The organism is Paenibacillus sp. MT86 (assembly GCF_058792535.1).
Genome location: NZ_CM179499.1, coordinates 6,827,002 through 6,839,203, shown reverse-complemented (window position 1 = coordinate 6,839,203; position 12,202 = coordinate 6,827,002). Strand labels below are relative to the sequence as shown.

Below are 12,202 nucleotides of genomic sequence, written 5' to 3'. Positions count from 1 at the left end.
GCCCCTCCCAGCAGCAAGTACTGGAGATTAAACAGCATTTGCTATAAAATGGAGTTATGAAAATGAAATGAAGTTTCATCTAATGAAACGAAAGGGTGTCGTAGTCAGGATTCGCTTATATCTTGGATGGGAGCGTGGTTTAGGATGAACAGCAAGGAACGGTTTTCGAATCGCGTGGATTCGTACACGAAGTATCGCCCTAGTTATCCGCAGGAGGTCATGGATTATCTGTATGACACGGTGGGACTGCATGGCGATATCGCCGATATTGGCGCAGGGACGGGGATATTCACGAAGCTGCTGCTGAAACGGGGGAGCCATGTGACCGCCGTGGAGCCCAATCAGGCGATGCGGGAAGCCGCCGAGTCGGACCTTGGCGGCGAGCCCGGCTTCCGCATGGTTTCCGGTTCGGCCGAAATGACGGGGCTGCCCGATCAATCGGTGGATCATATCGTGAGCGCCCAGGCTTTTCACTGGTTTGACCGTCATGCGGCCCAGTCGGAGTTTCGGCGGATTCTGAGGCCGGGCGGGAAGGTTGCCCTGATATGGAATTCCAGGCTCACGGAGGGAACGCCGTTCCTGGGGGCATATGAGCAATTACTCCTTACCTATGGCACCGACTATAAAGAAGTGGACCAGAAGAATATTGGGCATGAAACGCTGGCGGCCTTTTTCCGTTCAGGAGATATGAAGGAGGCGAAATTCTTCAATCGGCAGACATTCGATTATGAAGGCTTATGCGGTCGCCTTCACTCGTCATCTTATGCTCCCCTGCCCGGGCATCCGAACTACGAGCCGATGATGAAGGAGCTCCAAACCATCTATGAGCGGAATGAGCAGGATGGCTGCGTGTTTTTTGACTACGAGACGAAGGTGTACTGGGGAGAGGTTTAAGTCCTTTCGGAGGTAAACATAGAATGAACAAGACCGATCGATTACTGGCCATCCTGCTTGAGCTGCAGCAGCGCAAGGTTATGCGGGCCGAAGATTTGGCATCCCTATTCGAAACGAGCGTCCGGACCATCTACCGGGATATTCAGGCTCTTAGTGAAGCAGGCGTACCCGTGATCGGAGCCCCCGGGCAAGGATACTCGTTAATGGAGGGGTACTTTCTGCCGCCCATCATGTTCACGGCAGAGGAAGCCGTGGCGCTGCTCATAGGAACGGATTTCGTCGAGCAGCGCTTTGACGCAGACTATGGCGAGAAGGCTAGGGCTTCCCGCAAGAAGATAGAGTCCATTCTGCCGGACCGTGTCCGCGCAGACGCTGCCCGGGTTCGAAAGACCATGAGGCTCCTTGCTCCCGGCAGCAAGGCAGCTTTAGGAGAAGAGAGGGATTATCTGGAATTGGTTCGTAGGGCCATACTTGAGGAACGGAAGATAGAATTCCATTACGCGAAGAACATGCCGGATTCCAAAGGCAACCGAAAGAGCTTTCGCTCGGCGGCCCCTTATGGCCTCGCCTTTCTTCAAGGCTCATGGACATTGATTGCCTGGTGTGACCTCCGGCAAGGCATTCGTCATTTTCGGTTGTCCCGCATGAAGGACCTGGCGATCCTTGAGGAGCGCTTTGAGATGCCGCCGGATTTTCATCTGGAGAATTATCGGCCACCGGATGACCGCAATCTGCTGGTGCGGGTTCTGGCAAGTCCTGGCATCGCGGATCGAGTGAAGGAATCCGGCAACTATTATATGGAGAATTTAGAGGAATGCGAGGAAGGACTGCTTGTGAGCTTTCGCGTCCGCCGTCCGGAGGAGATCCTGCATTGGGTGCTCGGCTGGGGATCGGATGTCGTTGTGCTTGAACCGCAATCCTTCCGAGACCGAATCCGTGACGAAACGGAGAAGATGTTTAAACGCTACTGACATGACGTTGTCAGTAGCGTTTTTGTATATTCGGTACAAAGACGATGAAGGGGTTGTTGATATGAATACAAAGGAAGCATTGCAGCGCTTGGAAGAGACAGTAAAGGTATATGTGCAGGAGCTGGATGGATTCAGCGAGGAGCAATTAAGATATAAGCCAGCGGAGGACGAGTGGTCGATCGGGCAAATGTACCAGCACTTGATTCAATCCGCACTGTACATGCATCTGCGGAACATCGACCAGTGCTTGAACATGAATGGAGATGCGGCAGCTTCCCCGGCCGGAAAAACGGAAGTGGGAGCGGCGATATTCGAACAGGGCAGTTTCCCGCCCATCCGCATTCAGGTTCCGCCGTCTCCGCAGTATACCCCGGAACAGCCCGCAGACAAGGAGCAGCTGATTCAAGGCTTGAACGCCGTCCTCCATCGGGTGAAAGAAACCGAACCGAAGCTTGGTGAGGCATCCTTGCAGCATACCGTCCCCCATCCGAGTTTCGGAGGATTGCATGCCAAAGAGTGGTTTTTGCTCATTGAGATGCATTATCGTCATCATGTTCGGCAGCTGAATCGGTTGAAACAGGCGTTAGAGCAGCGGGGATGATGACATATCAAGAATATCGTTTTTCTTGCAGGAAGATTGTTTGAGACACGCTCGGCCCGGGTACTGGTACACGAGTGAACAATGAATCGAAAGGAGCGGATGACCGTGGAAGTACATGTCAGATCATTTTTCGTGAATGACGATGGAGAGGTTCCCAACAATCCCGACCTGCCCGTCATTGTGTACAATGGGGTATTCGCGGATGACCCGAGCGGGTTGGAGGCAGCCTTTAACCGGCATCGCTGGAGCGGCAGCTGGTCAGGCGGCGTATACGATTACCATCATTATCACAGCAATACGCACGAAGTCCTTGGCGTGCGTTCCGGAAGCGCGACCGTCCTTGTGGGCGGGGATGCAGGGGAGCGGCTGGAGCTTGCTACAGGTGACGTGATCGTCTTGCCGGCGGGTACTGCACATATGAAGCTTACCAGTACGCCCGACTTCGAAGTGATTGGTGCCTATCCCGAAGGGAATACGCCGAACATGAGGGAGCGGAATCCGACGGATCGGGCCCAGGCGATCAACGAAATCCAAAGCGTGCCTGTACCGGAAACGGATCCTGTCTTTGGAGAGGAAGGGCCTCTGCTGCATAAGTGGGTGAAATAACCTAAGCATGCGACATTATTAGAAACGAAAAGACTCCCGTCTGCCGCAAGCAGACGGGAGTCTTTCTGCGCGTTACAACAGCACGTTAGCATCATGCCGGTTCACGCACGACCTCTATAATGCTTCCTGCTCCACACTCTGCTCAAAGTCTTGTGCGGGTCAACCCTTTTTGGAAATTGTAATGCACCCGTGCCCATGCTATGGTAAAGGATAGAAGGTCAAGTTGCAGTCAGTCTTCTCATTATTGCTACCGGAGGTGCAGTTTATGAAAGCGTTGTTTATTGGAGGAACCGGAACGATCAGCACGGCGATTACGAAGCAGCTGCTTGAACAAGGCTGCGAGTTATACTTGCTCAATCGAGGGAACCGAAACGACACGTTGCCCGAGGGCGCACATATTTTGCAAGCCGATATTCATGACGAAGACCAAGTAGCGAAACTGATTGAGCATCTCGATTTTGATGTTGTGGCCGACTTTATTGCATTCGAGCCCGCCCATCTGGAAAGGGATTACCGCCTGTTTGCAGGAAAAACCAAACAGTTCATCTTTATCAGCTCGGCCTCAGCCTATCAAACGCCCCTATCCGATTATCGCATTACGGAAGGGACGCCTTTATCCAATCCATACTGGGCGTATTCCCGAAACAAAATAGCCTGTGAGGATTATCTGATGAAGCAGTATCGGGAGCATGGCTTCCCGGTGACTATTGTAAGGCCAAGCCATACGTACGATGAGCGGTCCATTCCGCTCGGCGTGCACGGCAGCCAGGGAAGCTGGCAGGTCGTAAAACGCATGCTGGAGAATAAACCGGTCCTTATTCATGGAGACGGGACGTCGCTGTGGACCCTGACGCATAACCGCGATTTTGCTAAAGGCTTCATCGGCCTGATGGGCAATATCCATGCCATCGGGGAGTCGGTGCATATTACCTCTGACGAGTCGCTTACCTGGAATCAAATTTATGAAATCATTGCGGATGCCCTTGGCGTACAGCTGAATGCGGTGCATGTCTCTTCCGAGTTCCTGGATGCTACCAGCACGCAGGATTTCCGCGGGTCGTTACTGGGAGACAAAGCGAATACGGTGGTGTTCGATAACAGCAAGCTGAAGCGGCTGGTCCCTGAATTCGTGGCAACCATCCGTGCCGATCAAGGGATCAAGCAGACCGTGGACTATATTTTAGCCCACCCGGAACATCAGCGGGAGGACGCAGAGTTTGATGCGTGGTGCGATAAGGTCATCTCCGCGCTGGAGAAGGCCAAGTCGATCATTACGGGGTAAGGCTTAATCTTTCAGGGGCGGAAGTATATAGCGGACATCTGTTTCGAATATAGGGTATAGTTAATGTAAAACGAATGGAGAAACGAAACGATGTCTACTTTGCCGAATTGCCCGAAATGTAATTCAGAATATACGTATGAGGATGGGAACCTCCTGATTTGCCCCGAATGCGCTCATGAATGGACCCCGGGGTCCCAAGCGGAGCATGAGGAAGATGCGAGGGTCATTAAAGACGCGAACGGAAATGTATTGGCCGACGGCGATTCCGTAACGGTAATCAAAGATCTTAAAGTAAAAGGCAGCTCATCCGTATTAAAAATAGGCACGAAAGTGAAAAATATACGTTTGGTCGACGGCGACCACGATATCGATTGCAAGATCGAAGGATTCGGGGCCATGAAATTGAAATCGGAATTCGTTAAAAAGAGTTAAGATGTGTTAGCACGGTTCCATCATGAATAGCAGCAGCAAAAACCCTCCATCAAGGAGGGTTTTTCTCGTCTAACCAGGGTTTTTGCAGCCTATTGCGGCAACAAATGAGGAGCAGTCTTGTGATGGCCTTATGGTACAATGACAGGATGGCCTTATGGTACAATGACAGGATGGGCTTGCTTCGTATAGGAGCTCCCCGAATAGGTGAAGAAAGCAGGTGCAGCGTGGATATCATACTATTTGCGGTTATCATATTCGTGGCGTCGATTCTCCAGACCAGTACCGGTTTTGGGTTCTCCATCCTGGCTACGCCGTTTCTGCTGTTGTTGTTCCGGCCCGCCGAGGCCATTCAGATTAATCTGATTCTATCGCTTGTCATATCGGCTGCCCTGATTGCCAAAATCCGCAAGGACATCGACTACGGCATCCTTAAACGATTGGTGATCGGAAGCGCGGCAGGTCTCCCTCTGGGCATCGTTATTTTTTCGCTCATCGATATCGGCTATCTGAAGCTGGGCGTCAGTCTGATCATATTGGCCCTGACCGTCATGCTGATGCTGAAGTTTAGAATAAACCAAAGCCGCGGCAGGGACTTGGCGGTGGGAGGACTCTCAGGCTCTCTAACGACGAGCATCGGCATGCCGGGTCCGCCCCTGCTGTTATATTTTTCGGGCACCGATACGCAAAAGGCCAAACTGAGAGGGACGACCCTGGCCTTCGATTGAACGCCTTCAGCAGGGCATCGAGGATTCGCAGATCATCGCCTAACGCATTGGTTGTGACTTCGGATTGACCGTCCGGTCTGAGCTTCCATTGGATATAAGGCTCTTGCTCCTGATTAAGAAAATAGGTGGTAAGAAGCTGGACGCTGTCGTCGAACCGGGCTCGATTGCCGGATACCACGGCAGTCTGCATCCAAAGCCCGAGCGACTCGGATAACGCTTCCCGACCGGCAACGATGTCCGGATTCTCGGAAGCAGCGGGTTTAAGATAGGTGGCAATGGTACCGTTATCGTTTGTCATATGCTCTTCAATGAACGCTGCGGTCAAATCAGGATGTCTCCTTGTTCTGGATGATCCAGCAGGCTAAGAGGACGATGCCGGCAAGGGCAAGAACGACGATGATTGCAAGAATGGATTTCTTGCGCGTTGGAATCCGGTTTGTCATAGGTTCACCTCGACCATACTATTTCGATATTCAACAGGTTAAAGCCTTCAAGAAAGACTGGGCGGCGGTGAACATAGCCCCCGGCTGTAGGAACGGTTATACTTCACTAAAAAAGGCTGTACCTGATGTTGGAAGCTCCAAATCATCAAAGGCACAGCCTTTCTTGTATAAGCGTATAGCGATTATTGCAGACTGACGATGGTTAGTCCTTGATCCTGCAGGCTCTTAATGATCTTCGGTAACGCATCCACGACCGCCTGGGATTCATGCAGGAGAATAATGGAGCCGGAAGCTTCGATGTGCTGGACATAATCCAGGATTTTGTACTCGTCGCGGGTCAGCCAATCCTCGGGATCCCGGTTCCAGAGCACCACTTTATTGCGTTGCTGGCGGCTTAACGCCTCGGTCCGGTCATCAAAGGCACCGTAAGGCGGACGGAAGAGCACCAGCTTCTCATCGGTAATATGCTCAATGAGATCGGCTGCGCGGGTCAGTTCCGCCTTTTGTTCTTCATAAGTAAGGCTTGGCATCTGGCTATGGGTCATCGAATGGCTGCCGACGGAGTACCCGTTGGCATGGATGGCCCTGACGTAGTCCGGATGTTTTTTCACATTGGTGCCGACAAAGAAGAACGTCCCGCCAACCTCGTGTTTCTTCAAGACGTTCATGATATCCATGGAATGCTTGGATGGCCCGTCATCGAACGTAAGGGCGACATACCCTTTGGGGATGCTGTAGGAGATGAAATCCTTAAGCTCCAGCTGTGGAACGGCAGCCGAAGTCTTGATCTCCTTCCTCGGTTTGCTATCCGCTTCCTTCTCCACGGAGGCGGCTACAGGTTTGGCGATCATCGCATTCCGGTTCTCGGCAAGCAATTGGATGACCGTTTCGACCTCCGCTGCGGCGGTTATAGCAGCTTCATGCCGGATGTCACTCGGATACGAGTAATTAAATGAACTTAGCAATACCACAAAAATCAAGCTCATCAAGGTTGCGCTTGCCAGCTTAAGCGGAAGACGATGCGGCTTCCTTGCAGAGCGCGTGGTGTTTCGATTTCCATCGGTCTGCACCTCTTCGGCCGGACCCGGTTCGGATGGAGGCGCGGACAGGAAGGACAGGGTAGATACATCGTCCAAATGCCGGATAGCCTTGATCGCCTCTAATTCGTTCCTGAAGTGAACGGAGCAAGCAAATGAAAGTCGCTCGCCGTGGTCACGATATGTACGCGTAATGGAGCCTATGTATTGCTGTTGGATGGCATCCCATGTTGTATGTAAAGATAATCGGTATTTGTGAACCCCGTTAAATTCCGACACGGTCGTTATATTCGCTATGGTTTCATGATCGGTTAACCACAACAGCTCCGCCGATTCCGAGAAGGATAGCTTGATTCGCAGAGCGAAAGCCCCGGTATCCGTCTCGATCGCCAGCAGCTCAATGACTTTTCCATAGGAGTCAGACATGACGGCCCTCCTTTCTCTAGATGTTCATGCAGTGATTATGCTTATTCCGATGGTGTGTTGGGAGCCGATGTTTTTGGCGAGAAGGAGAAGGACATCTTCTCGGTAAAATCATTGATGGTCTGCATCAATTTGGCTTTATCGTCCAGAATGTTCTGGTACTGCTCCGCATACTTCTGGTTTGCAATCTCCAACTCGCGCACCTTCTCTTCAAGCGCGTTGATCTTGAGCATGCTCTGATATTGGGTGTTGTTAGACTCTTCGTAGAGCTTGTTGTACTTGGCGGTTTCGGTCTCCAGCTGGTTGGAGAGCTTCTCGTACGCCAGGTTCGATGTCAGCTGGTATTCCTTGTAATCCTCCAACAGCTGGTCGTAACTCATCTGTTTGTTGGTCAGCACGTTCTCGAGCTCGCGGATTTCCTTGTTCTTCTCCTGGACCAACTGATCGCGCTTGATCTGCTCATGCTTATACCGGTTGATCGTTTCGTTGGCGGTAAATAGCTGATCCTCCAGGCCCTTGTTCTTATAAGACAGCAATTGCCGCTCCTTCAGCATGTTCTCGATCGAAACGATGACGTCGAGGCCGATTTTGTCCTGGTTGTCCTTGGAGAAAAGATGTTTGCTGCTCTCCGCGGCGGGCAGTTCAGGCTCCGCGGAATATGCCGGCTCTTCTTCGACGGTTACGGCAATTTCCTGGTGTTCGGCACTGTTCTTCTCGGGTTGGTTCTGGTTCGAGCGGGCATTCTTAAACCAGGCCATTCCCTTTTTCTCTGTTTCCCTGGCCAAAATATCAACTCCTATATATTTCAATGAATACAGCATGAATTTAGGATAAAAGACCCTATTAATAGTCATCGGTAAAAACACCCTAAAAACTTTGCCCTTTGACCCTATGAAAATAAAAAAAAGCCCCGCAAGCGAGAGGGGGCTTTTTAGAGGGCGGATCTTCCGGTTTATGCGGCCTTTCGACCCGCCTATATTCATGAATTGAAACGAACGCGATGCTTCGACTTATTCCCTCTTCTTTATGGTCAGCTCCGGGGCGATAACGTCGACCCGGTTCGTCCAAATCCCGCCGCTGTAGTCGTCCGGCAGCCTTTCCAAATCCGCTACGGAGTCAAAGCCTTCCGACCAGCCGCCGTCCCCGGCCACGAGGATGACCCGCGTATTGATGCTGTCCATCCGGTTTAGGAATTTATCCGGCCATCCCCATAAGTAACGGGCATATTTCTCTGGTATATGGAGCTGGGTGTTGCGGCAAACCGATGGAAGGTAGCCGCTCCAGCCGGCCCCGGCGTAGGATACGAGACAGCTTTTGAGCGTATTCATGGACATGACGCGCAGCGAGGGGAGCTGCGATTTTAACGTGCGGATCGGCTGGTCATCCCCGTAAACGGTCAGCTGGCTGAGACGCTTCACCGGCAGACCGGACAGATAATCGGCCAGTTGTTTTCCTTCTTCAGGGTCCGTGCTTTTGATATGGATCAGAAACGCGCCGTCCGGGAACGCCTCCAACACCTCGCCTAACGACGGAATCAGCCCGACTCCCTTTCCCCGAAAAGGATAAGTCGCTCCCTGGTCGGCCGTGTAGCCGTACCCGATGTCTATGTTTTTCAGCTCGTCCATGGTATAATCCTTGACCGAGCCCTCCACGTTGGTGCGGCATTCCAGCGTCCAGTCATGGAACACGGCGAACTGGCCGTCCTTGGTCGGTTTGATATCCAGCTCCACAATATCGGCACCTGCCTCGAAGGCGGCTCTCATGGACGGTATGGTGTTCTCCAGGTAAGCGTGCTCCGGCACATAGATGCGGGAGGCGGTACACGTGTCGGCTTCAATGCCTTCCATCGTAAAGGTCTGCCCAAGCCCGCGATGCGCCAGCAGAAGCGGCTCGCCGTCACGGTCTTTGGTGAACAGGGATGAATTGTTAACGAACAAAAACACGAGCAACACAACAAAAAACAGTATGATTTTCTTCCATCTTTTTAGTTTTCGCATGATCCAATCCCCCAAAATCGTATACAATATGCAATAGTAGATTTATATTTTTCTCTTTCTCTAAACGAAGTTCTCTATTTATATCCTTCTTTATTCAATCTTAGTGATTTTGGGCGCATACTCAATGGCTGGAACATAACAATTGCATAATAACGAACTAACAAATACGAATGAGCGAGTATATGGGAACAGGAGGGAGCATGATGGACAAATCCTCCTTTTTGATGGTGGAGCGGGGAAATCCCTACGAACGCGGGGACGTTATAGCTTTGACCAAACCGATCACGGTGCTTGGCCGCAAGGGCCAGCATTTTGATCCGGATATCGCGTTTGACAATATTTTTGTGTCCCGGCGGCATGCGGCGCTGCTGCATCGAAACGGGAAGTTCAGCATCAAGGATCTGAACAGCAAGCATGGCACCTTCGTTAATCAGGCACGGCTGGCTCCCCATGATGAAATACCCCTTCAGCATGGAGATACCATCGTGCTTGCGGGAGATCTGATCGTGCTGTCCTTCTCCATCCTCAGCATGGATGAGACGATGGACATTACCCCGCTGATCAAGCAGCTGGCGGCGGTTGAGGGCTCCGGCGGGCTTAAGCTGAATCCTTTCAAGCAGGAGCTGGTATACGGCGAGGACGTGTACGTTTTTTCGGAAAAAGAGTACAAGTGCATGGAGCTGCTCGTCAATCACCAAGGACAGTTCGTGTCCAAGGAGCAGCTCAAGGCATACGTTTGGCCCGAGCGAAGCCACGGGACGGACGAAGTGCCCGATGTGAGCTCGGAGGAGCTGAATGCGCTGATCTACCGGGTCCGCAAGAAGACGAGGGGTATTTTGGCCATTGAGAGCATCCGGGGAAAAGGCTATATTTTGCAGTCGACGGCTGAATGACGATCGCAAAAACGAAAACGCAATGAAATCCAAGGAACCATACAAACGGCAGGCCCTTCCTCCATGCAGGAAGGGCTTGCTTGCATGAACAGGACAAATTCGATGGCGGTGAGAGGGAAATGGCAGGCCCCAGCGAACTGTTATAGCATGGAAGTTTCGAATGAAACGACAATCGAAAGGGATGTGCAGAGCAGATGAACATGGAGCAAGTGCAGCAAAACGGCATTGCCGTTAACCAGTTAGGTTATCGGGGCCGGGACGCCAAGATTGCCGTCATTGCCGGTCAGGGCGGACGGTTTCGCATCGTCAATGCGCGAAATGGCGAGGTCGTATGGCAGGGGCAGACGGCGCCTGCCATAGAGGATGCGTCCAGCGGACAGACGGTAAGCAGAGGGGATTTTACGGCATGGGAAGCACCCGGTACCTATCGAATCGAGACGGAGGATGGGCAGTCGTCGGTACCATTTGCCATTGCCGACGATGTATATGAGGATGCCCACCGAGCAATGTTGAAAGCGTTTTATTACTTCCGGTGCGGGACGGCTTTGGATGAGCCGCATGCGGGGCCTTGGAAGCATGAAGCCTGCCATCTCACGCCGGCCATCGTTCATGGACATGAATCGCGGCGGGTGGATGCTTGCGGAGGATGGCATGATGCCGGGGATTATGGCAAGTACGTCGTGCCTGGCGCCAAAGCCGCCGCCGACTTGCTGCTGGCCTTCGAGCTGTACCCCGAAGCGTTTGCCCAGCCGCTGCCGCTGCCTGAAAGCGACGGCTGCATGCCGGATGTGCTGCATGAATGCAGGTATGAGCTGGACTGGCTGCAGCGCATGCAGGATGAGGAATCGGGGGGCGTGTTCCATAAGCTCACGACGCTGCGGTTTCCAGCGGGAGACGTCATGCCGGAGGACGATACGGCCCCGCTGTACTTGTCGCCGATCTCCGCAACGGCAACCGGATGTTTTGCCGGTATCATGGCCATGTCGGCACGGATCTATTCTCCCTATGATGAAGCCTTCGCCGCGAGCTGCCTGAAGGCAGCGGTGCGGGCTTGGGCATGGCTGGAGGAGCATCCCGACGAGCCGGGTTTCCGCAATCCGGCTGATATCGCTACAGGCGAGTATGGCGATGGCCAGGATGCGGACGAACGGTACTGGGCAGCGGCAGAGTTATACCGTACAACGGGGGAGACGCCATATCATGAGGCTTTCCAAGCTTTAGCCAAGCAGGACTCTTTCGGAAAGTACGAGCTGGGATGGGCGGACATGGGCGGTTACGGGACGTTTGCCTATCTGATGTCGGAGCGGGAAGAAGAGCCCGAGCTGGCGCAAGAATTGATGGCGGGCCTGTTACGGCGTGCGGATGAGCTTGCTGCTGTCAGCGATCGGGACGGCTATGGCCTCTCGCTTCTGCCGGATCAATATATCTGGGGCAGCAATATGCTGGTCATGAACCACGCGATGCTCCTGCTGGTGGCGGGAAGACTGTCGGGTTCCGAGAACTTTGAGCGGCATGTGCACGAGCATGTGCACTATGTATTCGGGGCGAACGTGATGGGGACAAGTTATGTTACCGGATATGGGGCGAGGCCGATTCGGCATCCCCATCACCGTCCTTCCGAAGGCGACGGCGTGGAGGAGCCGGTTCCGGGCCTCGTCTCCGGCGGTCCGAACAAGGGGCTTCACGACGATTATGCGCGTGAGCACTTGGCCGGCAGGGCGCCCGCAGCCTCTTTTGCCGATGTGATGGAGAGCTATTCCACCAATGAGGTGGCTATTTATTGGAACTCGCCGGCCGTGTTCGTGCTGTCTCATTTTGTATAGAAGGATAGAGAGCATTACATAGAAAAAGAAACGCCGAGAGATTCTTGACGTTTCTTTTTTTGTAATGGACTGAGG

General features: G+C 52.8%; 11 protein-coding genes and 1 pseudogene. 9 read left to right on the top strand and 3 right to left on the bottom strand.

The window, feature by feature from the left end; translation table 11 throughout:
• Window positions 1–144 precede the first annotated feature (144 nt).
• The 7 genes and pseudogenes from AC3RCL_RS31180 to AC3RCL_RS31150 all read left to right on the top strand — a co-directional run.
• Window positions 145–894, top strand: a complete 750-nt coding sequence (locus tag AC3RCL_RS31180) for a class I SAM-dependent methyltransferase (protein ID WP_213580811.1) — start codon at window positions 145–147, stop codon at window positions 892–894.
• A gap of 23 nt (window positions 895–917) precedes the next feature.
• On the top strand, window positions 918–1,865 hold the full coding sequence (locus tag AC3RCL_RS31175) for a helix-turn-helix transcriptional regulator (protein WP_492533855.1): 948 nt from the start codon (window positions 918–920) through the stop codon (window positions 1,863–1,865).
• A gap of 61 nt (window positions 1,866–1,926) precedes the next feature.
• Window positions 1,927–2,466, top strand: a complete 540-nt coding sequence (locus AC3RCL_RS31170; protein ID WP_492533853.1) for a DinB family protein — start codon at window positions 1,927–1,929, stop codon at window positions 2,464–2,466.
• 105 nt (window positions 2,467–2,571) lie between these two features.
• The gene (locus AC3RCL_RS31165) at window positions 2,572–3,072 is read left to right on the top strand and encodes a cupin domain-containing protein (protein WP_192570228.1); all 501 of its coding nucleotides are present in this window, start codon (window positions 2,572–2,574) and stop codon (window positions 3,070–3,072) included.
• A gap of 265 nt (window positions 3,073–3,337) precedes the next feature.
• Entirely contained in the window at window positions 3,338–4,354 is a 1,017-nt protein-coding gene (locus tag AC3RCL_RS31160) for an SDR family oxidoreductase (protein WP_096775650.1), read from the top strand.
• A 90-nt stretch (window positions 4,355–4,444) separates the two neighbouring features.
• Window positions 4,445–4,786 carry a zinc ribbon domain-containing protein YjdM gene (locus AC3RCL_RS31155; RefSeq protein WP_096775651.1) on the top strand — a complete coding sequence of 114 codons (342 nt, stop codon included), beginning with the start codon at window positions 4,445–4,447 and terminating at the stop codon, window positions 4,784–4,786.
• 224 nt (window positions 4,787–5,010) lie between these two features.
• Window positions 5,011–5,505, top strand: a pseudogene (locus AC3RCL_RS31150) (sulfite exporter TauE/SafE family protein); the annotation flags it as partial.
• 631 nt (window positions 5,506–6,136) lie between these two features.
• Here AC3RCL_RS31150 and AC3RCL_RS31145 read toward each other — a convergent pair.
• From AC3RCL_RS31145 to AC3RCL_RS31135, 3 genes are all read right to left on the bottom strand, one after another.
• Window positions 6,137–7,417, bottom strand: coding sequence for a polysaccharide deacetylase family protein (locus AC3RCL_RS31145; RefSeq protein ID WP_492533850.1), 1,281 nt, complete (start codon window positions 7,415–7,417; stop codon window positions 6,137–6,139).
• A 41-nt stretch (window positions 7,418–7,458) separates the two neighbouring features.
• A complete protein-coding gene (locus tag AC3RCL_RS31140; RefSeq protein ID WP_015738005.1) occupies window positions 7,459–8,199 on the bottom strand; it encodes a hypothetical protein in 741 nt (246 codons plus the stop codon).
• Between the two features lie 225 nt (window positions 8,200–8,424).
• Window positions 8,425–9,411 carry a glycerophosphodiester phosphodiesterase family protein gene (locus tag AC3RCL_RS31135; RefSeq protein ID WP_492533847.1) on the bottom strand — a complete coding sequence of 329 codons (987 nt, stop codon included), beginning with the start codon at window positions 9,409–9,411 and terminating at the stop codon, window positions 8,425–8,427.
• Between the two features lie 200 nt (window positions 9,412–9,611).
• Here AC3RCL_RS31135 and AC3RCL_RS31130 point away from each other — a divergent pair, with 200 nt between their 5' ends.
• Complete coding sequence (locus AC3RCL_RS31130; RefSeq protein WP_492533845.1) at window positions 9,612–10,304, top strand: FHA domain-containing protein; 693 nt, start codon at window positions 9,612–9,614, stop codon at window positions 10,302–10,304.
• Window positions 10,305–10,498: 194 nt separating this feature from the next.
• A complete protein-coding gene (locus AC3RCL_RS31125) occupies window positions 10,499–12,127 on the top strand; it encodes a glycoside hydrolase family 9 protein (RefSeq protein WP_492533843.1) in 1,629 nt (542 codons plus the stop codon).
• The last annotated feature ends 75 nt before the right edge of the window (window positions 12,128–12,202 follow it).

Bases quoted from the DNA above. Each gene is read 5' to 3' on its own strand.
- AC3RCL_RS31180 (WP_213580811.1), top strand. From the start codon at position 145: ATGAACAGCAAGGAACGGTTTTCGAATCGCGTGGATTCGTACACGAAG.
- AC3RCL_RS31175 (WP_492533855.1), top strand. From the start codon at position 918: ATGAACAAGACCGATCGATTACTGGCCATCCTGCTTGAGCTGCAGCAG.
- AC3RCL_RS31170 (WP_492533853.1), top strand. From the start codon at position 1,927: ATGAATACAAAGGAAGCATTGCAGCGCTTGGAAGAGACAGTAAAGGTA.
- AC3RCL_RS31160 (WP_096775650.1), top strand. From the start codon at position 3,338: ATGAAAGCGTTGTTTATTGGAGGAACCGGAACGATCAGCACGGCGATT.
- AC3RCL_RS31155 (WP_096775651.1), top strand. From the start codon at position 4,445: ATGTCTACTTTGCCGAATTGCCCGAAATGTAATTCAGAATATACGTAT.
- AC3RCL_RS31145 (WP_492533850.1), bottom strand. From the start codon at position 7,417: ATGTCTGACTCCTATGGAAAAGTCATTGAGCTGCTGGCGATCGAGACG.
- AC3RCL_RS31135 (WP_492533847.1), bottom strand. From the start codon at position 9,411: ATGCGAAAACTAAAAAGATGGAAGAAAATCATACTGTTTTTTGTTGTG.
- AC3RCL_RS31130 (WP_492533845.1), top strand. From the start codon at position 9,612: ATGATGGACAAATCCTCCTTTTTGATGGTGGAGCGGGGAAATCCCTAC.
- AC3RCL_RS31125 (WP_492533843.1), top strand. From the start codon at position 10,499: ATGAACATGGAGCAAGTGCAGCAAAACGGCATTGCCGTTAACCAGTTA.